General features: G+C 69.0%; 18 protein-coding genes. 8 read left to right on the plus strand and 10 right to left on the minus strand.

All coding sequences use genetic code 11. The features are described from left to right. From ACZ4XD_RS35695 to ACZ4XD_RS35705, 3 genes are all read right to left on the minus strand, one after another. A partial coding sequence (locus tag ACZ4XD_RS35695; RefSeq protein ID WP_468049459.1) for a DUF6245 family protein occupies positions 1–374 on the minus strand: 374 nt, incomplete at its 3' end. 232 nt (positions 375–606) lie between these two features. Further along, positions 607–1,488, minus strand: a complete 882-nt coding sequence (locus ACZ4XD_RS35700) for a dioxygenase family protein (RefSeq protein WP_468049461.1) — start codon at positions 1,486–1,488, stop codon at positions 607–609. A gap of 47 nt (positions 1,489–1,535) precedes the next feature. Then, positions 1,536–2,015, minus strand: a complete 480-nt coding sequence (locus ACZ4XD_RS35705) for a MarR family winged helix-turn-helix transcriptional regulator (protein ID WP_468049463.1) — start codon at positions 2,013–2,015, stop codon at positions 1,536–1,538. Between the two features lie 569 nt (positions 2,016–2,584). On the opposite strand from ACZ4XD_RS35705, the gene ACZ4XD_RS35710 reads away from it, so the two are divergent. Next, on the plus strand, positions 2,585–3,133 hold the full coding sequence (locus tag ACZ4XD_RS35710) for a YceI family protein (RefSeq protein WP_468049465.1): 549 nt from the start codon (positions 2,585–2,587) through the stop codon (positions 3,131–3,133). A gap of 758 nt (positions 3,134–3,891) precedes the next feature. On the opposite strand, the gene ACZ4XD_RS35715 is transcribed toward ACZ4XD_RS35710, so the two are convergent. Both ACZ4XD_RS35715 and ACZ4XD_RS35720 read right to left on the minus strand, forming a co-directional pair. After that, positions 3,892–5,217 carry an MFS transporter gene (locus tag ACZ4XD_RS35715; protein ID WP_468049467.1) on the minus strand — a complete coding sequence of 442 codons (1,326 nt, stop codon included), beginning with the start codon at positions 5,215–5,217 and terminating at the stop codon, positions 3,892–3,894. Between the two features lie 125 nt (positions 5,218–5,342). Beyond that, positions 5,343–6,569 (minus strand): M20 metallopeptidase family protein, encoded by a 1,227-nt coding sequence (locus ACZ4XD_RS35720; RefSeq protein ID WP_468049469.1) that lies wholly within the window; start codon positions 6,567–6,569, stop codon positions 5,343–5,345. A 118-nt stretch (positions 6,570–6,687) separates the two neighbouring features. Here ACZ4XD_RS35720 and ACZ4XD_RS35725 point away from each other — a divergent pair, with 118 nt between their 5' ends. Beyond that, positions 6,688–7,731, plus strand: a complete 1,044-nt coding sequence (locus ACZ4XD_RS35725) for an Lrp/AsnC family transcriptional regulator (RefSeq protein ID WP_468049471.1) — start codon at positions 6,688–6,690, stop codon at positions 7,729–7,731. 40 nt (positions 7,732–7,771) lie between these two features. Here ACZ4XD_RS35725 and ACZ4XD_RS35730 read toward each other — a convergent pair whose 3' ends face one another. Then, positions 7,772–8,449 (minus strand): TetR/AcrR family transcriptional regulator, encoded by a 678-nt coding sequence (locus ACZ4XD_RS35730; protein WP_468049473.1) that lies wholly within the window; start codon positions 8,447–8,449, stop codon positions 7,772–7,774. A gap of 39 nt (positions 8,450–8,488) precedes the next feature. Between ACZ4XD_RS35730 and ACZ4XD_RS35735 the strand changes: the two genes are divergently transcribed. Further along, positions 8,489–11,797, plus strand: coding sequence for a bifunctional cytochrome P450/NADPH--P450 reductase (locus tag ACZ4XD_RS35735; protein WP_468049475.1), 3,309 nt, complete (start codon positions 8,489–8,491; stop codon positions 11,795–11,797). Between the two features lie 576 nt (positions 11,798–12,373). Here the strand turns inward: ACZ4XD_RS35735 and ACZ4XD_RS35740 are convergent. The 4 genes from ACZ4XD_RS35740 to ACZ4XD_RS35755 form a co-directional block, all read right to left on the minus strand. Continuing rightward, on the minus strand, positions 12,374–12,781 hold the full coding sequence (locus ACZ4XD_RS35740) for a VanZ family protein (protein WP_468049477.1): 408 nt from the start codon (positions 12,779–12,781) through the stop codon (positions 12,374–12,376). Positions 12,782–13,088: 307 nt separating this feature from the next. Beyond that, positions 13,089–13,283, minus strand: coding sequence for a hypothetical protein (locus ACZ4XD_RS35745; protein WP_468049479.1), 195 nt, complete (start codon positions 13,281–13,283; stop codon positions 13,089–13,091). 249 nt (positions 13,284–13,532) lie between these two features. Next, a complete protein-coding gene (locus ACZ4XD_RS35750) occupies positions 13,533–13,766 on the minus strand; it encodes a hypothetical protein (RefSeq protein ID WP_468049481.1) in 234 nt (77 codons plus the stop codon). A gap of 91 nt (positions 13,767–13,857) precedes the next feature. Further along, a complete protein-coding gene (locus ACZ4XD_RS35755; RefSeq protein ID WP_468049483.1) occupies positions 13,858–14,208 on the minus strand; it encodes an LppU/SCO3897 family protein in 351 nt (116 codons plus the stop codon). 1,913 nt (positions 14,209–16,121) lie between these two features. On the opposite strand from ACZ4XD_RS35755, the gene ACZ4XD_RS35760 reads away from it, so the two are divergent. The 5 genes from ACZ4XD_RS35760 to ACZ4XD_RS35780 form a co-directional block, all read left to right on the plus strand. Continuing rightward, complete coding sequence (locus ACZ4XD_RS35760) at positions 16,122–16,850, plus strand: PIG-L deacetylase family protein (RefSeq protein ID WP_468049485.1); 729 nt, start codon at positions 16,122–16,124, stop codon at positions 16,848–16,850. Further along, the gene (locus tag ACZ4XD_RS35765; RefSeq protein ID WP_468049487.1) at positions 16,847–17,587 is read left to right on the plus strand and encodes a 4-carboxy-4-hydroxy-2-oxoadipate aldolase/oxaloacetate decarboxylase; all 741 of its coding nucleotides are present in this window, start codon (positions 16,847–16,849) and stop codon (positions 17,585–17,587) included. The genes ACZ4XD_RS35760 and ACZ4XD_RS35765 overlap by 4 nt, the downstream gene beginning before the upstream one ends. Continuing rightward, positions 17,584–18,291 carry an alpha/beta fold hydrolase gene (locus tag ACZ4XD_RS35770; RefSeq protein ID WP_468049489.1) on the plus strand — a complete coding sequence of 236 codons (708 nt, stop codon included), beginning with the start codon at positions 17,584–17,586 and terminating at the stop codon, positions 18,289–18,291. Before ACZ4XD_RS35765 ends, ACZ4XD_RS35770 begins: the two co-directional genes overlap by 4 nt. A 19-nt stretch (positions 18,292–18,310) precedes the next feature. After that, entirely contained in the window at positions 18,311–18,589 is a 279-nt protein-coding gene (locus ACZ4XD_RS35775) for a muconolactone Delta-isomerase family protein (protein ID WP_468049491.1), read from the plus strand. 129 nt (positions 18,590–18,718) lie between these two features. Continuing rightward, on the plus strand, positions 18,719–19,831 hold a 1,113-nt coding region (locus ACZ4XD_RS35780; protein ID WP_468049493.1), incomplete at its 3' end, for an MFS transporter.

Genomic DNA, 19,831 nt, shown 5'->3' on the forward strand with positions numbered 1-19,831 from the left:
CCCGGTCGCCGCGCGCGCGGCGACGCGACCAGCGGGATCCGCCCGACCTCCCGGCTCCGCGCCATCAGCCGCAGCGGGGTGTTGGCCCGGAGCACCTGCCAGCGGATGAACTCCAGCCGCCGCACCGGATCATCCAGCCCGGCCCCGGCGGCCTCGAACTGTCCCCCCACGCCGCGTGCCGCGCGTCGACGTCCAGCTTCACCGTGTCGGCCACGCCACCTCCGCCTGGACCACGCGGCGCAGCGCGTTGACCATCCGCACCCGGTACGCGTCCGGACCGCCGAGCCGGGCCGCCTTCGAGCCGCAACGCGGCCATCGCCGCGGAAACCTGCTCGACCGTGGCCGGAGCTTCGCCCGCCCCCCTGCTCACTCATCCCGGCAGGCTATCGACGCCGTTCGCTCCCCTTACGGCGAAGCCGAGCACGGCGATCACCCATGTCGCCGTTGGAATTCCCCGTTCACGGCGGGCTCTTTCCTGGCCATGTGTTTCCCGCCTCCTGGGCTGGCGGCCGGTGATTCCTCGCGCATGCGCGGGTGGCGACGACCATGCGCCAATGACATCCCGGAACTTGCGCGATCTTCCGGACACGCTCTGCGGCTGGAGTATCAGGCGGTCTGGAAGGAGCGTTTGGCGAAGCCGAGGACGTAGCCGTCGATGGCGGTTTTCACGGGTCGTTCGGGCTGGCCGCCGGCGCCGAGGGTGATGAACAGCGGGGTGTAGTGGTCGGGGGTGGGGTGGGCGTGGGGCATGCCGGGTGCGCGGTCACGCCAGGCGGCGAGTTCCTCGACGTCGCCGCGTGCCAGGGCGTCGGCGGCCCAGGTGTCGAAGTCGGAGGACCAGGTGGGGACGGCGCCCCGGTAGAGCATGTCGGCGGTGATCGCGTGGAGGCCGTGGGTCATGAACCCGGAGCCGATGACGAGGGTTCCCTCCTCGCGCAGGGGGGCCAGGCGGGCGCCGAGTTCCCCCAGTCGGGCGGGGTTGTGGGTGGGCATGGACAGCTGGAGGACGGGGATGTCGGCGAGCGGGAACATGGCCATCAGCGGGAGCCAGGCGCCGTGGTCGAGGCCGCGGCTCGGGTGCTGGTGGACGGGCTCGTCGTGCGGCATCATCGCCGCCACCCGCCGGGCCAGCGCGCTCGCGTCGGGGGTGTCGTAGCGCACCTGACGGTATCGGGGGTGGAAGCCGGCGAAGTCGTAGACCAGCGGTGTGTGCGCGGCGGGTGCCGACAGGGACAGCGGCGCGTGCCCCCAGTGGGCGGAGACGATCAGGACGGCCCTGGGTTTGGGCAGACTCTGGGCCCAGCCCAGGAGCTGTCGCATCCAGGGGCCGTCGTCGAGCAGCGGCGGAGCGCCGTGGCTGACGTAGAGGGCGGGCAGGGGACCGTCGGCGGGGATCCAGTCGCGCTGGGCGCGGGCTCGGCGCAGGGCGCCGGGCAAAAAGTCGTCGTAGGCGCCGGCGGGCACGACGGGATTCAGTATCGGGGACACAGTGAGCCTTCTGCGGGGCGGGCCGGACCGGAATGTGGGACGCATCGTCACTCCGGGGAGGTACCGGTGGGGTCGATGACCTGGTTGACGCGGTGGCCGATGGCGCGCACGGTGCGCTGCTGGGCCTGGGTGAGCGGGTCGAAGACGAGGCGGCGGACCTCCTCGACATGGCCCGGGGCGGTGGCGACGACCTTGTCCCAGCCCGTTTCGGTGAGGACGGCCAGGGTGTAGCGGCCGTTGTCCGGATCGGGGGTGCGGCGCACCCAGCCCTGCTTCTCCAGGCGCTTGACCACGTGGGACAGGCGGGAGAGCGAGCCGTTGGTGAGGACTGCCAGGTCGCTCATGCGCATGGTGCGTTCGGCGGCCTCGGAGAGGGTGGCGAGGACCTGGTACTCGAAGTGGCTGATCTGGGCGTCGCGCTGCAACTGGGTGTCCAGCGCGTTCGACAGGTTGGTCACCATGGCGGTCAGGGAGAGCCAGGTCTGCCTCTCCTCGGCGTTCAGCCAGCGGGGTTCATGCGTGTCCATGCCCCCATCCTAGCTTGATTCTTCAAGTCAAATTCACCCCACCTCGCTTGACGCTTCAAGTTTGATGCACTAGCTTCGAAGTTGAAGGTTCAAGTCATCGGATGAGAAATCCCCTGATGAGCGCCCTAGGCGGCCCCAGGCTGCGACTGCAGTGAGAGCCGCCTTCTCATGCCTCACCCTTCCTCCGGGTGATCTTGCAGACAAGGAATCGACATGATCAATCGCCGCAACGTCCTGAAGGGCGCGGCCACCGCTGCCCTGGGCGCCCTCGCCCTCACCGCAGTAGCCACGGGAACCGGCCTGGCAGCCGCTGCCACCGACGACCGGGAACTGCTCGGAGACCCGGCCTCCACCTCGCAGACCGAGTCGCACCTTCTACCAGCAGATCGGGCTCGCCTGACCCGCGCGTGGCCCGGCGATGCAGGAACGGCCGGGCCACGAAACAACGAAGGCCCCTGCCTCCCACCGCGGCTGTGCCACGAGGCGGGAGCAGGCGCCGAACGCACGAGCCCGCGAACCCACACCCCACCCGAAACCTCACTCCCTGCCCACCGTGAAAGGCGATCTCCATGACGAGCCACACCACCAACCCCGCCCAGCCCTCCACCAGACTGTCCGACCTCAGCACCGGCCTCTGGGTCCTGGACGCGACCAAGTCATCCGTGGAGATCAAGCACAAGTCGATGTGGGGGCTGGCCACGATCAGGGCCGCCTTCACCAAGCTCAACGGCGAAGGCGAAATCGGCCCCGACGGTTCCGCGCACGGCACCCTGACCATCGAGGCGGCGTCCATCCTCAGCAAGCAGGCCAAGCTCGACACCCACCTGCGCTCCGCGGACTTCTTCAACGTCGAGAGGTATCCGACGTTCACCTTCACCGCCACCGACGTCGTCGCCGACGGCGCCGGAACCGCCAAGGTCACTGGCCGCCTCACTGTGCTCGGTACGACCCGCCCGCTCACCTTCACCGCCCGCGCCACTGCCGTCGGACCGAACGACGTGACCCTCAGCGGCGAGGTCGCCATCGACCGCAACGACTTCGGCATGGGCTGGAACAAGGCCGGAATGATCAAGGGCCTCACCACCGTCACCCTCACCACCCGCTTCACCCACCGCTAACCCGCCGTTCCCGGAGCGGGACCTGCGGTTGGTCAGGATCAGCCTGGTGCGGGTCCGTACGGTCACGAGCGCGGTGACGGACAACCGTCGGCGGGAAGCGGACGGTGCGCCCTGAATTGGGTGTGGCAGGGGCCGGAGGTCGGGGTGCCGGTGCGTCGTCGCCACCACCGAGGCCCTGCGCGCCAGCCTGCACCGCCACGCGATCTATGTCCCGGGTCTGCGCAAGTGAGGCGACCCCAACGCCCGGCTGCTCAGCACCGATACCTGAAAGGCGGCCCGCCCCAGGGTCTGCGAGGAGCTCGAACTGAGCACCGACCCGAACGCCGTGCTGGCCAGCTGGATCGACCGGCTCAACCGCTCCCACCACGAGCTGGTCGACGGCCTGGCCGCGAATGGACTGACCCCGCACAGCGCGGCGAAGGTCGCCTCACTGCCGCCCACGATTCCTCGACGGGCGAGGCGCCCATGGTGCAGCGGGAGTTCCCCGGGGACGCCGTCAACTTGAGGGCGATGTTCGGGCTGCGTGACCGGTCACCGTCCCGGTCCGGCACCCCCCCGAGCGGGGGGGGAGGGGGGGTGGGAAGGGTGGGGGGGTGGGCAGGGGGGGGGGGGGGGGGTGGCCCCTCTCCCCCCCCCCCCCCCCCCCCCCCCCCCCCCCCCCCCCCCCCCCCCCCCCCCCCCCCCCCCCCCTCCCCCCGGGGTCGGATGGTGACCAGGGCGGTGATGAGGGCGCGGCCCGCCGTTGGCCTGGCTGGGGCCTACTCCAGTGGCTTGCCCCGTGTCTCCGGGCCGGTGAGGACGATCAGGGCGCCGACCAGCAGCAGAGCGATGTTGTAGCCGGTGAAGTAGCCCTGCGCATCGTGGCTGGCGAGCCAGGTCTGAAGGTAGGGGGTGGTGCCGCCGAAGAGCGCCACGGCGATCGCGTAGGGGACGCCGGTGCCGGTGGTACGCACGTGGGTGGGGAACAGTTCGGCGAAGATCGCGGGCGCGATGGACGCGCACATCGCGGTGAAGAGCAGGGCGATGGTCATGGCCAGGCCGAGCTGCCAGACCTGGCCCGCTCGGGCCAGGAGCAGCAGGGGGTAGGCGAGCACCGCCATGCCCAGAACGAAGATCAGCATGTTGGGCCGGCGTCCGAGCCGGTCGGACAGCGATCCGCACAGCGGCAGCGCCGCGATGAAGACCAAGAGTGCCACCACCTCGGCGAGCAGCACTGCGGTCGAGTCCAGCTTCGTCACTCCGATCGCGTAGGCGGGGGCAGCGGTGGTCCAGGCCTGGTAGGTCACCGTGAAGCCTGCGGTCAGGCCGATCACCCGCCCGGCAGCGGCACGGTTCTGCCACATGCCGCGCAGCACGGACAGGCGCTGCGGGGCCGCACTGCGGGAGGTCTGCTCCTTGTTGAAGGCATGCGTCTCCGTGAGTTTGCGCCGCAGGAACAGGGCGTAGATGCCGAGCAGCCCGCCGATGACGAACGGTACCCGCCAGCCCCATGCCTCCAGGGCCTCCGTGCCGTACAGGGCCGCGAGGCCGGCGCCCAGCAGGGTGGCGATCAGCATGCCGCAGGCCCCGGAGACGTAGATGGCGCTGGTCCACCGGCCGCGGCGCTCGGGTGGGGCTGTCTCGGCGAGGTAGGTCTGGGAAGAGGGCAGTTCTCCGCCATGGGCCATGCCCTGGGTGAGCCTGGCCAGGAGCAGAATCAGCGAGGCCACGGCGCCGACGCTGGCGTAGGTGGGGGCGAGACCTATCGCCAGGCTGCCCGCCGACCCCATGCCGATCGAGAGCACCATGGCCAGGCGTCGGCCCTTGCGGTCCGCGAGCCGGCCGAAGACGAAGGCGCCGATCGGCCGCATCGCGAAGCCCACCGCGAAGATGGCCAGCGTGGACAGCAAGGCCGACAGTTCGTTGTCCGGATTGAAGAACTGCTGGGCGAAGAACGGCGCGAAGATGCCGTAGACGTGCCAGTCGTACCACTCGAGCGCGTTGCCGATGCCGGTGCCGATGAGGGCGCGACGTTGTCCTCGGCTGGAGCGTCTGTGGCCCGGCTCGGTGACGGGCACCGGGCTGGTGGAGGGTGCGGATGACAAGGGGGACCTCCGAGGTGAGCAGGGGGGCAAGGTGAGCGACGGGGGGGCGGCCAGGGGTGAGCGACGGGGGGGGCGGCCAGGGGTGAGCGACGGGGGGGCGGCCAGGGGTGAGCGACGGGGGTCGGTCAGCAGGCGGGAGTCGAAGCGAGTCCTCCGGCGGGCTGTGCGGCCAGTCGGCGGGTGGCGAGATCGGCGTAGAGAGCGGCGCCGTCGCACAGCACGCCCTCGTCGAACTCCGCATAGGGAGAGTGGTTGTTCGCCACGGTCGAGGGGTCTGCACCGGCCGGAGCGGCGCCCAGCATGACCAGGCTGCCGGGCACCTCGCCCAGGATGCGGGAGAAGTCCTCGGCGCCGGTGAGGGGGTGGGCGAGCGGCCGGAAGCGGTGCTCGCCGAAGGTCTCGGTGACGGTGGACCGGACGAAGGCGGTCTCGCGCTCGTCGTTGACCGTCACCGGGTAGCGCCTGGTGAACTCGACCTCCGCCCGCAGACCGTGGGCGGCGGCGATCTGGCGTACGAGGGTCACCACCGCGTCCTGCATCCGGTTCTGCGCCCGGGTGGAGAACGTGCGCACGGTGCCCTCCATCCGCACCGTTTCGGGGATCACGTTGCGGCGGGTGCCGGCGTGGAGGGAACCGATGGTCAGGACGACCGGATCGAAGGGGTCGCAGGTCCGGGAGACCATGGTCTGCAGCGCGGTGACCATCTCGCAGGCCGCGGGCACCGGATCCTTGGCACGGTGTGGCGCCGAGGCGTGTCCGCCGGCCCCGATGACGGTGACGTCCACGTTGTTGGTCGCCGCCATGGTCGCACCGCTGCGCGCCATGAAGACGCCGGTGGGAAAGTCGGTGGTGAACACGTGCAGTGCGTAGGCCGCGACCGGCCGGGGCCCCGCCGCCTCCAGGATGCCTTCGGCCAGCATCGCGCCCGCTCCGTCGCACCCCTCCTCGCCCGGCTGGAACATCAGCACCACGTCGCCGGCGAGATCCTGCCGCCGCGCGGCGAGCAGATGGGCGGCACCGACCAGCATCGTGGTGTGCAGATCGTGGCCGCAGGCGTGCATGACACCCGGTGTCGCGGAGGAGAATTCCAGACCGGTACGCTCCGTCACCGGCAGGGCGTCCATGTCCGCCCGGAGCAGCACGACGGGTCCCGGCCGCCCTCCGCGCAGCACTGCCGTGACCGAGGACAGATGGCTGCCCGTGGAGATCTCCAGTGGCAGGCCGTCCAGCGCTCCCAGCACTTTCTCCTGGGTACGCGGCAGGTCCAGCCCCACCTCGGGATCGGTGTGCAGGCCGCGACGCAGCCGGACCAGCTCTTCGCGCATCGCGGTCGCATCCTCATAGGTCGCCATGACAGCGGGTGCACCTCCAGGGACTCGGGCATGGTGTCGAACGGCGGATGTCCCTAGGGTGGACAGGCGCGCGACAGCAGCGCCGAAATCAGCGGGAACGTTCACAGGGTGCGATCCAATGCAAGATTCGTTCAGCCTCGACGAAGATGATCTGTCGCTGATCAATGTGATGCAGATAGCGCCGCGGGCCACCTGGACCGAAGTGGGAAAGGTTCTCGGCCTCCACTCGGCCACTGTGGCGCGGCGCTGGGAGCGCATGACCAAACAGGGCGTCGTCTGGGTGACCGCCTACCCGAACCTGGCGCTGTGGACCGAACGGTGCTGTCTGGCCTTCATCGAAGTCGACTGCCAACCCACCGCCCGACAGCAGGTGGTGGATGCGCTCGCCGGCGTGCCGCAGATCGCCTCGGTCTCCCAGGTCGCCAGCGGCCGCGACCTGTTCCTCGTGGCCCTGTTCCCCGACCTTCAGGCGCTGTCGCGGTTCGTACTGGACCACGTCAGCCAGCTGCCCGGAGTACGCGGCACCCGTACCAGCACCGCCACCCGCTTCTACAGCGAAGGCAACAAGTGGCGGCTCCAGGCTCTCTCGCCGGACCAGCGCGCCCACCTGACCCGCCACCACCCGCAGACCTCCGCAGGAAGCCGGACGTCCCACGAAGGGTTCCGCGATCTTCTGCTGCCCCTGTCGTCCGACGGCCGCCGGACAACCGCCGAACTTGCCGCCCTCACCTCGACCAGCGTGTCCACCACCCGCCGGCGCCTGGAACGCATGGTCCGAGAGGGCCTGGTGTCCTTCCGCTGCGAAGTGTCCGACGTCATCAGCGGCTGGCCCGTGCACGCCTACTTCTGGGCTCGCGTCCCCGCCCACGAGCTCGACAGGATCGCTCAGACGCTGCTGACCCTGCCGGAAATCAGGATGTGCGCCGCGATCACCGGAACGGACAACCTGCTCGTCATCGTCTGGCTACGCTCCCTCGGCGACAGCCAGCGTCTGGAGACCAGACTCGCCGAACGATTCCCCACGCTGACCCTGACCGAACGCGCCATCGTCCTGCGCATGAGCAAACGCATGGGCTGGCTACTCGACGGCCACGGTCGAAGTACCAGCCCGATATCCCTCAATCCCTGGGCGGACATTCCCTACGACGCACCCCCCGGATGAGGCGGGCACGAGCACGTCATGACGCCCAGGAGCGACTGGTCTACGCGTTGCCGCCCTCGGTTCCACGGCCCGCGACGCAAGCAGCCGTCTGACTCTCCACACCGGCGATCGCGCCCTCCAGCGCGCGGCGGAACAACGTGTCCGCATCGGCCGACGTCACCTCGGACGCCTCTCCCCCACGGCCAACGGCAGGCGACGGAGGCAGGGTCATCCATCGCACCAACGCCCCGTTCAGTTCGGTGAGCAACAGCCCGGAGAACACGGCGCACAGCACGGCGCCTACCCGGGGGATCTCACGTTGTGGCACTCCCGCATCGGCGAGTGTGCCCGTGAGCCCCAACCAGAAGGGGTCCCCCGGCTGGATGAAGTCGGGGTGACTGAAGGTGTGCGCCACCAGATTGGGGTGGCCGTGCGCCAACGCGCGGAAATCCATGGCGAGTTGGCGTAGTCGCTCCTGCCAGGGCCGGTCCTCCCCTTCCGGCGTGCGGAACTGGGAGCCGACCAGCTTCGCCACGCCGCGCAGCAGGGCTTCCTTGTTCGGCACGTGGTGGTAGAGCGACATCGGGTTGGCGTTCAGCTCGGCCGCGAGTTTGCGCATCGTGAGTGCCTCGACCCCGTCGGCGTCGATGAGGCGCAGCGCCGCGGTGCAGATGCCTTCCTCGGTGAGCGGTACGTCCCTCTTCCTCGTCCCTCGGGGGGCTCTCCTAGGCGTTTCCATACGTCGTATGGTATCACTGGGACCAGTTCCATACAGCGTATGGAAACGACGGCGCTGCCGTATCGGCGGCCGCTGTTCCCGTGGCAGGCTGCCGCCGCGGCCACCTCCGCCACCCGCGGACCCCATCCGGACGAGGAGTGCCTCATGGCCGATTTCCACCCCATACCGACCCCGCGCGGGGCCCCGCTCGTCGGGAACACCCTGCAGATCCCGTCGGAGGGCCCGGCCCAGTACCTCGTCGAGCTGGGCCGCCGGTACCCCGAGGGCCTCTACGGTCTGGACATCGCCGGTGTCGACCAGGTCTTCGTCTACGACCCCGACCTGGTCACCGAGGTCTGCGACCCGGCCCGGTTCGGCAAGCCGATCGACCCGCCGTTGTCCCACGTCCGCGACTACACCGGCGCCGGGCTGTTCACCGCCCGCGATGACGAGGAAGTCTGGGGCGAGGCCCACCGGATCCTGATGCCGGCGTTCGGCCAACGGTCGATGAAGGCGTACTTCCCGCAGATGCTGGAGGTGGCCCAGGAACTGGTCGGCAAGTGGCAGCGCTCCGAGGAGCGCCCCGTCAACGTGGCCGACGACATGACCCGGCTGACCCTGGACACCATTGCCCTGTCCGGATTCGGCTACCGGTTCCACTCCTTCCAGCACGACGAACTGGACCCGTTCCTTCAGGCGATGCTGCACGCACTGACCGTGTCCATGGACCGTATGACCCAACTGCCGCTGGTCACCAAGCTCAAGCGGCGCGAGGACAGGTCCTACCGGGACAGCATCCGGCAGATGCAGGAACTCGTCGACAACGTGATCAGGGAGCGCCGCCAGGGGATCGGCACCGGTGAGCGGGACCTGCTCGGCCTGATGCTGGACGCCGCCGACCCGGTCACCGGCAAACAGCTGGACGACGAGAACATCCGGGACCAGACGCTGACGTTCCTCATCGCCGGTCATGAAACGACCAGCGGCCTGCTCTCGTTCGCGCTGTACTCGCTACTGCGCAACCCACATGTGCTGGCCCGGGCGTACGCGGAGGTGGACCGGCTGCTGCCCGGAGACACCGTCCCCGACTACGAGACGATCATGAAGCTGGACGTCATCCCACGCGTCCTGGACGAGACCCTCCGCCTGTGGTCCCCCATCCCGCTCATCGGCAAAATGGCTCTGGAAGACACCGTCATCGGCGGCCGCTACCGCCTGAAGAAGGGTCAGAAGACCAGCATCGTCTTCCCACTGCTCCACAACCACCTCAAGGCATGGGACCGCCCGCAGGACTTCGACATCGACCGCTGGCTACCCGAGAACAAGACGCAGCACCACCCGCACGCCTACAAGCCCTTCGGTGACGGTGAACGCGCCTGCATCGGGCGCCAGTTCGCGCTCACCGAGGCCCGCCTCGCCCTCGCTCTCGTTCTGCAGAAGTTCGCCGTCTCCGACCCGGCCGACTACCAGATGCACATCAAGGAGGCGCTGACCTTCAAGCCGTCCGATTTCCACGTCCGGGTCCGGCCGCGCCGGGAGCACGAGCGCCACCATTTCGACCAGGGCCTGGCCGTGCTGACCGGCGGTGACGAGCAGGAGGCCGCGATCCGCGGTGTCGGCGTGCGCCTCACCGTCGCCTACGGCTCGAACCTCGGCAGCTCGGAAGACCTGGCGCAGACGATCGCCGACCGGGCCGGCCGTGCCGGCTTCGACACCACCTTGACCACGCTCGACGACCTGGCGGACCACCTGCCGACCGAGGGCCTTCTCATCACCGTCGCCGCGAGCTACAACGGCAAGGCCCCCGACAACGCCCAGCGCTTCGACGAGCTGATCGCCACCGGCCTGCCCGAGGGCGCACTGTCCGGGGTGCGGTTCGCGGTACTGGGCACCGGCAACACGCAGTGGACGACCTACCAGGCGTTCCCGCGCCGGATCGAGGCCGCCCTGCTGGCCGCAGGGGCCGGCCCGGTGGTCGACCGCGGTGAGGTCGACGCCTCGGGCGACTTCGACGGCATGGCCTCCGCCTGGACGAACACCCTGTGGTCGGCGCTGGTGGAGGATTACGCCGCCGACACCGCCACGGACGACGGCCCGCGCTTCCAGGTGCAACTCCTCGGCGAGGCCGAGGTACGCCCCTCGATCGTCTCCGAGCAGGCGTACCCACTGACCGTCGTCGCCAATGAGGAACTCGTCGGCGACCCGACCGGACTGTGGGACTTCAGCATCGAGCCGCCGCGGCCGTCGGCGCGGTCGATCACGGTCGAACTGCCGGCAGGCGTCGACTACGACACCGGCAACCACCTGGCGGTCTTCGCCAAGAACGACCCGGCACTGGTCACCCGTACCCTCGACCGGCTCGGCGTCGACCGCGACCAGGTGCTCCGGCTCGACCCGGTGCCCGGGGGCGGCCGGACGCACCTGCCGGTGGGCGTGCCCGTCCCCGCGGAACTGCTCCTCACCCAGTTCCTGGAACTCCAGGACGTCGCCACCCGCGCCCACATACGGACGCTCGCCGAACACACCTCCTGCCCTTGGACCCGACCCCAACTGGAGGCTTACACCGACACCGAGGAGGCCGAGCGGCGCTACCGGACGGAGATCCTCGAAAAGCGCGTCCCCGTGCTCACCCTGCTGGAGCGCTTCCCCGCCGTGGAACTGCCGCTGGCGAACTTCCTCGACATGATGGGGCCCATCCGCCCCCGCTTCTACTCCATCTCCTCCTCGCCCCTGGCCGACCCGCGACACGTGCGGCTGACCGTCGGACTTGTCGAAGGCCCCGCACTGTCGGGCGAGGGCGAGCACCGGGGCCTGTGCTCGCAGTACCTGGGCCGGCTGGAGCCCGGAGACGTCTTCTACGGCTACGTACGTGTGCCATCGCCGACCTTCGCGCCGCCGGCCGACCCCACGACACCGATCGTCCTCATCGGCCCCGGCACCGGCATCGCGCCGCTGCGGGGCTTCCTGGAAGAGCGCGCCTTACAGCACGCGGGCGGCACACATGTCGGCACGTCCCAGGTCTTCGTCGGCTGCCGCCACCCGGAGCACGACTGGTTCTACAGGGAGGAGATGCAGACCTGGGAGCAGTCCGGGATCGCCCGCGTACACACCGCCTTCTCCGCCGTCCCCGACCACCCGGCCCGGTTCGTCCAGAACGCGATCGCCGCCGCCTCGGACACGGTGTGGGACGCTCTCGAAAACGGCGCATACATCTACGTCTGCGGTGACGGCCGCCGCATGGCACCGGCCGTACGCCAGGCACTCGCCACCATCCACCGTGCCCGCACCGGAAGCGACGACGCCACCGCCCAGGAATGGCTCGCCCGGCTAGAGGCCGACGGGCGCTACCAGCAGGATGTCTTCGCCTGACCCCTTCTGGGTCGACGGCACCCCGTGCAAGCGCCGACGGCCACAAAGCGAGCGCGGAACTACTTGCCATAAGGGGGCGGCCGTCACCCATCACGAGCCTGCAGCGGTCATGAAGCCGATCAGGCCACAGCGGGCACCGGGCTGGTGGGGGCAGAGAGCGGGAACGCTGCGGGACATGTTCAGCCGTACCTCAAAGAGCGCGATCTACGGCTGCCGTGACTGAACGCCATCGCAAGCCCCCGCAGGACGAACCCCCGCCGGAGCAAAGCCAGCGGGGGTCCCTCACCTCTCACACACGTCTCACCAACAGCATTGACGCTCCTGGACCACAAGACCCTGACCCTCGCCGACGCCGCTGGCCTGGACCACACAAGACGCGATCTACAACCTGTGCACGTGGTACCCAGAGCGGCCCCCAGCACAAGTACGGGGGCGTCGTCCGGGCCGTCGATCCGGTGTTGCAAGGTCTTCTCACTGACCCGGCCACGCCACCGAATTATCCTGAGACCGAGTCTTGATGGGGATCAGCGATTTCCCCAGTGTCACTCGGGTTCCCCAGTCGATTCAGCAGTCGATTCAGCAGTCAACTGTGGTGCCACGGATGCGAGAGCTACGTCCGGCGAGGGCGAGAACTGCGGCGGTGCAGGAGAAGCCGATCAGTGCACCGAGGGTGTTGCTGGTGAGGTCGTTGATGTCGGTGCTGCGTCCTGATCGGGTCAGGTACTGGGTGACCTCGATGGTGAGGGAGCCAAGGAATCCGAAGAGGATGGCCTGGTACCAGCGCACCGGGAGCAGGGCCAGCAGGAGGCCGACGGGGGCGAACATGAGCACGTTCAGCACGGCGTCCTTGATGTCCGCCGCATTGGTCAGGTCCAGTGGCTTCAGATTGAGAGCCTGGCCGCCACCGGAGGGGGTCCCGAAGGTGAAGTAGACGATGCAGGCTGCCCAGAACCACAGCAGCCCGAGGGCGACCCGCTGCGACATCTGCCGAGGACTTCTGCGTCGGGTGGTGACCGCACAGAGGGCAACACCACCCAGAACGCCGATAAGGAAGGCGACCGGGAAGAACATGGTGAGAAGCTATCAGTCGATCATAAGAGACTTTCTCACTCGACGAAGCGACGGTCGGGGCCTCCATTGATTGCGCTCTGGACGGGCTGCTGTGTGGGGAATTTGAGTGAGCATGTCTGCCCCCGGCCCAAGCAGAGGGTGAGGAGATGCAAAGATCCTCATCACTCTGGAGCCGTCGGAAGGTAGCCGCCCACCGCGCCCGCAGCAGAGTCTGCGCAGGTCAGAACCTCGCCGTGGAGATGATGCAGACGATCCCGCGACCCGGCTCGTCGTAGCTCACCATGATCTGCTGGTACGGATGCGGTGCCTTGCTCGTGATCAGGACCGGGGTCTTCTGGCCAAGAGAAGCGGCGTTGCACGGTGCGCGCCGGCATCTCACGGCGCGTGTGGCGTCGCCGACCTGCTGGCCGCGCATGCGGGGATGGCTCTAGGGACGCGCAGCGCCTGTTCCGTCCCGCGCATCGGCAGGAGGCAGTTCAACAGTGGTGGTCAAGGTCGGCGGCCTGCGGACGTAGACGCGGACATTGCCGGACCAGCCTGTGAGGTGGCTATCGAGAACGGCTCACGATGAGGTGGGTGAGGCCGTCCAGGATGCGCTGCAGCCCGAAGCTGAAGGCGTGTTCGGGGCTGTACATGCCCTGGTGAGCTACACCCGCGGCACTTCCTACCCGGACTGCGAGGGGAACCGGGCAGGATCGAAGACCCGAGTCAGAAGTGGCGCGTTGGCGGCCCACCACTGCTCGTCGGACATGGCGCTGTCGCGGGCGGCAGCGTGGGTATCGAGGTCGGCGCGGGCCGTGACGCCCAGCTGCTGGGCGACACTGCGCATGGTCAGGGCGTCCAGCCCACCGGATGAGTGCTCTCGCCGCGGCACCTCGCCCCATACGGCGATGCCCACCAGACAACCCTGGGCACGGCCGGCTCGCCAGGGCGGAGTCAGCCGTGGTGATCGCCTTGGTCGGGGCGTCACGTGATGCGACCGAATCGGCCTAGTGGCGCACCTGGGTCAGACACAGCGTGGTATCACCGTTCCGGCCGCCACGCTCGGTGTACTCATCGAATTCCGGCGGGCATTTACCCTGGGCGTCGGCGTTGAACATGACTTTGTAGTCGGCTTTGGCGTCCTTGCAAGGGATGGTGAACATGACTGGCTTTGCGTGTGTCCCGCTGTTCTCCAGGCAATCCCCGGCGACCGCGTGACGGGCGACTTTCGATGGCGGCGTACCGTCGTCTGTCATCATCGTCAATCCCCAAAACCCTGCCGCGACCACGCCCAGGGTGCCGAGCGCGATGAGCGGCCGCAGCCATGGACGTCGTTCAGGCCCTGTGGGTATGAACACCGGGACGCCTGGCTGCTGGACCGGCGGATGCCCGTGCACAGGCTGCTGACCATAAAACTGCGGGCCGGGAGCAGGCGGTCCATAGGGGGCTGGGCCACCGTGGCCTGCTGGCGGCCCGTACGAGGCCGGGCCTGGTTGCTGGCCCCAGGGAGTCGGCCCTTGTGGTGGTGGTGAGTACGCGGACATACGGATCCCCCTGTGGTGATGTGGTCGGCCTGGCAAGCCAGTTCAAGTTCGGACACCAGGCTATGCGGCCTCGTGGCCCCTGCCGAACGGCGGGCCTCTTCTCGCTGGTTCCTGGCCACCAGATCGCAGGCGTCTCGGCTGCCTCGTCGAGGAGCAGGCTGACGAGGCCCACCGTGCCCCAAGGCAAGTCCGGCCGGGAAGCGACAGGCCAAACCGCGGTGTGCTCAACGGTGTGCCCCCGACCACTGGAACAGAAGTCGCCCGGCGACATCTTGCCCCTTTTCAGCTCGGTGCCGAAGGCCTGCTCCCCACGCCCCCAAGGGATGGCCCCGCCGACGGCAATGACGTGCTGAACGGCCTCGACTGCTCCCCGCACGCGTGGGGCGGCCCCAGGATCAGCGTGACCGACGATCGGCAGGGGATCTGCTACCACTTGGTGCCCCGACCGGCTGCGTGCACAGTCGTCCACGGGCGGACAACGATGCACGCAAGATCAGTGGAGTGTGCCCTTTCAACACGCCGTCTTCGCGTGCTTCTTCGTCACGCCGAGGTTCCTCAGGCCCGAACCGCAGCAGGCGAGGAGATAGACATCCTGCGGGCGCTGGTCGCTGAGGCCGTAGTCCTCGGCGTAGCCGCAGGCCGTGTTGGCCTTGCCGCAAGCACGCGTGCGGACGCCTCGGTGGCGCCTCCCCCCTTCGTAGCTCCGAAACAGAGCGAATCGCCTCCCAGTCCTGTCCTGCCTGCCCGCTCCGCTCCGCTTTGCCGGCCAGCTGGCTGGCTGCTGGGCTGAGCCCGGCCGCCGGGAGCACTTCTCCGCCGACCTCTCGTACCTCCCCGATCCCGGGCTCACGCCACCGGCCTGTCCGTCGCCGCACCGTCATGCTCGGCATGCCCCGCGTTGAGCAGGCTCCGGCCCGGTGTCCGCCCTCCAAGGACGCTGCCGTGTGCATCCCGATGAGCAAGATCCCAGCCCCTCCGCTCCATGCCCTCGATCCGCAGACGCTTCTCGGTGGTTCGCGACGAATGACGTAGCGACGGTGGGACATGCCTCCGGGCGAGTCCGGTCATTAGCGAGATACCTGGGATGACAGCGCTCTGTAGCGTCGGACCTGTCGCCATCGAGGACGTGCGGTGGCCGTGAGTGGCGCTGGGAGGAGGTGGTCGGCGTGGCGTCGATGTGGTGGGCCCCTCCGCGAGGAAGCGGCCGAGCTGCCTCTCAGCACCGGAGTGAAGTGGTCGTTCCGGCTCGGCACTCTGCGGTCAGGACGACAATGCCACGTCGACGAGCTGATTTAGATCGGCGGCCGTCGTACGTATTTCTCCGTGCCGGACTCCTCGCCCTGTCTGTGCTTGGGCGTCGGTATGAGGAGCACACCCTCGCTGCCGGTGATCGCCCAGGTGCGCCCGTAGGACGCCGGCTGGTTCCTGTCCTGCGGCGATTGCCTGCGCGGCCGGTAGGGCGACGTCAGGACGCCCTGACGCCCTGATGCCCTGACGTCCCTGAGCGGGGGGCGCCTGCGGATCCGAGGTGGTCGAAGGGAACTCGGCCACCGCGATGCCGTCCTCAGCAGGGACGAGCAGATACGAGCAGATACGAGCAGATGTCGATGGCACCAAGGCGATCTGCGTGCCTCAGGGCAGGCGCAGGCGCTTGACCCCAGGCTCTTCGAATCCCCCTATGTCCCCCGACGGCGGCAGGACCGCTGAGAAAGGTCAGGACAGCAGCAATGGCTGAGGAAAAGCATCCTTCTGTTGTGGTGATCAGCGCCCACTCCGGTGACTTCGTATGGCGTGCCGGCGGCGCGCTGGCCCTGTATGCCGAACGCGGCCATGACGTGCGGATCGTATGCCTGAGTTACGGCGAGCGCGGCGAATCACAAGGGCTGTGGAAGCAGGAGGGCATGACCCTGGAGGCGGCCAAGGAGGGCCGGCGCGCGGAGGCCGAGGCTGCTGCCGCGGCTCTCGGGGCGTCCATCACCTTCCTCGACCTGGGCGACTATCCGCTGCGGATCGATGATGCCGCGCTGGACCGGATCGTCGCCGAGATGCGCACGGCACAGCCCGAGGTGCTGCTCACCCACGTCGCCGCCGACCCCTACAACCGAGACCACAACGCCGCACACGAGGCCACGCTGCTTGCCCGGCAGGTCGCTCAGGCTGCCGGGCACGACCGCACCACCGCTCCGATCGGCGCCCCCCAGGTACTGCAATTCGAGCCGCACCAGCCCGAGCAGTGCGGCTTCGTGCCGAACCTGCTGCTGGACATCACGCCGGTCTTCGACCGCAAGCGCAAGGCCATGGAGTGCATGCGCGCCCAGTCACACCTCGTGCGGTACTACACCGATCTCGGTCTGCGCCGCGGTGTGCAGGCGGTCCGCAACGGCGGCGCGAAGTCGATCGTGCAGGCCGAGGCGTATCAGCGGGTCTTCCCCCTCGTCGGGGACGAACTCCGGTGAGCGGGCCGGACAGCGGGCACGTCATCGTCCGCACGAGCCGGGGACCGTCCGGCGAGGTCGTGGCCGCCCTGGCCAAAAACGGTGTGGCCACCGCCCACGAGGCTTACGGCAGAAGGGGGTTGCTCGGACCGGAGCTGCGGCCGATCTACCCCGGCGCGCGCATCGCGGGCCGCGCCGTGACCGTGCTCTCGCATCCGGGCGACAACCTGATGATCCACGCCGCCATCGAGCAGTGCCGGGCCGGCGACGTCTTGGTGGTCGCCACCACCTCGCGGTCGACCGACGGCATGTTCGGGGAACTGTTCGCCACCCAACTCCACCACCGTGGAGTCCTCGGCCTGGTGACCGACGCCGGGGTCCGCGACGTCGCCGACCTCACCGCGATGGGCTTCCCCGTCTGGTCCCGCGCGGTGCACGCACAAGGCACCGCGAAGGCCGTTCCGGGCTCGGTGAACGTCCCGGTGGTGGTCGCCGGGCAGCTGGTCCACCCCGGTGACATCATCCTCGCCGATGACGACGGCGTGCTGTGCGTCCCGCTCGCCGACGGCGAGGCCGTCGTCGAGGCGAGCGCCCGCCGCGAGGCGAACGAGGAGGCCAAGCGCCGCCGGTTCCGCCAGGGGGAGTTGGGGCTCGACATCTACGACATGCGACCGCTGCTCGATCAGCTCGGTGTGCGCTACGTCGACGCCGACGACGAGCCCGATCCCGACAGCGCCCGGCGGGAGGATTGCCGATGAGCACGTTCGTCCTTGTCCATGGTGCCTGGCACGGCGGCTGGGTCTGGCAGCGGGTGGTCCCTGCGCTGCGCGCCGCCGGGCACGAGGTGTACACCCCCACCCTGACGGGTCTGTCCGGCCGCGCCCATCTGCTCAACCCGCAGGTCGGACTGTCCACCCACGTCCAGGACATCGTCGGCCTTCTTGAGACGTACGACGCCCGCGATGTGGTCCTGGTCGGGCACAGCTATGCCGGGCAGGTGATCACCGGCGTGGCCGACCGTGTCCCCGAGCGGCTGGCCAAGCGCATCCATCTCGACGCCTTCGTCGGCGACGACGGCGATGCCGCCATCGACTTGCTGCCCGCCACGGTCGCCGACCACTACCGCCAGTCCGTCGCGGGCCCCGGGTACGGCTGGCTGATACCGGTCCGCTCTCTGGAGAAGCTCGGCGTCACCGAGAAGGCGGACGTCGACTGGCTCACCCCGCGGCTGACCCCGCACCCGTGGCTGACCTACACCGAGCCACTGCGGCTGACGGGGCGGGGCGAGCACGTCCCGGCCGCGTTCATCGAATGCGTGGACTGGATGCGGGTGTTCACACCGCAGGCGAAGAAGGCCGCTGCCCGGGGCTGGCCGACCCACGAGGTCGCCACCGGCCACGAGGCCATGGTCACCGCCCCCGACGAGCTGGCCGCCGTGCTGCTCGATGTCGCCGCTGCCTGATCCGAAAGGAAGGAACCAAGTGGAGTTTCTGGTCCGCGCGGAGAATCTGCTCCCGCACGACACCCCGGACGACGTCCGCGACCAGCTCAAGAAGGCCGAGCGAGCCCGGGCGAGGGAACTGCGCGAGGAGGGCGTCCTCCTACGGCTCTGGCGGGTGCCCGGCCGCAACGCCACCCTCGGGCTCTACGCGGCCGATGATCCGGCCGCCCTGCACGACGCGCTCACCTCGCTGCCGATGTGGAAGTGGATGGACGTGTCCGTCGAGGCGCTGGCGACCCATCCCCAGGAGATGAGCTGATCGGCTCCCGCTGAGGGACGTCGACCGGGTCCGACCGGTCGACGGAGCGTCACCACACCACCTCTGCCCCCGCCCGGTCCGCCCGGACCGACACCCCCGGACCGACACCCGCTCAACGAGGAGCATCCCATGTCCACCAGTTCGCCAACCCAGCACAGAGGCGCGCCGGCCGGCCGCAAGCCCGGCACGGTCGCCTTCGCCAGCTACATCGGCACCACCATCGAGTGGTACGACTTCTTCATCTACGGCGTCGCGGCGACCCTCGTGTTCCGCGTCCAGTTCTTCCCCGGCTTCTCCGATCTGGCGGGCACGCTCGCGGCCCTGGGGACCTTCGCCGTCGGGTTCATCGCCCGGCCCCTTGGTGGCATGGTGATGGGCCACTTCGGCGACCGCGTCGGCCGCAAGTCGATGCTGGTGGTCTCGTTGCTCATGATGGGCAGCGCGACGACACTGATAGGTCTGATCCCCACCTACGATGCGATCGGCATCTGGGCACCGATCCTGCTGATAGTGCTCCGCCTGGTGCAGGGCGCCGGGGTCGGAGGCGAATGGGCCGGTGCCGTGCTCATGGCGGTCGAGAACGCACCGGCGAAGCGGCGCTCACTCTACGGCTGCTTCCCGCAGCTGGGCCTGCCGTCCGGGATTCTGCTGTCGCAGCTGGCCTTCCTGCTGCTCACCGGAGTGCTGTCGCCCGAGGACTTTGCCGCCTGGGGCTGGCGCCTCGCCTTCCTGACCAGTGCGGTCCTCATCGTCGTCGGTCTCGTCATCCGCCTGCGCATCGAGGAGAGCAGCGAATTTCACACGGTTCGCGAGGCGGGCCAGATCGAAAAGCTGCCCGTCGTCGAGGTGTTCCGGCGCAACCCGATGCAGATCCTGATCGGCAGCCTCGCGTCCATCGCGGCGCCGGCGATCGGCTATCTGGTCTCGGTGTACATGGTCTCTTACGGCGCCGCGAACCTGAAGCTGCCGACCTCGACGATGCTGTGGATCCTGGTCAGCGTCAGTGTGGCGTGGCTCCTGATGATGCTCGCCGCGGGTCTCGCCGGGGACCGCTTCGGCCGCAAGGCCACCTTCGCCGTCGGCGCGGCGGTCGGCGTGGTGTGGGCATTCCCCCTGTTCTGGCTCGTCGACACCGGGTCGATCGCCCTGATCGTGGTGGGGCTCCTCGGCATCACCTTCGCGAATTCGATCATGGCGGGCACTCAGCCGGCGCTGATCACGCAGATGTTCCCCGTCCGGCTG

The sequence above is a fragment of the Streptomyces sp. NPDC029466 genome (genome assembly GCF_055574515.1).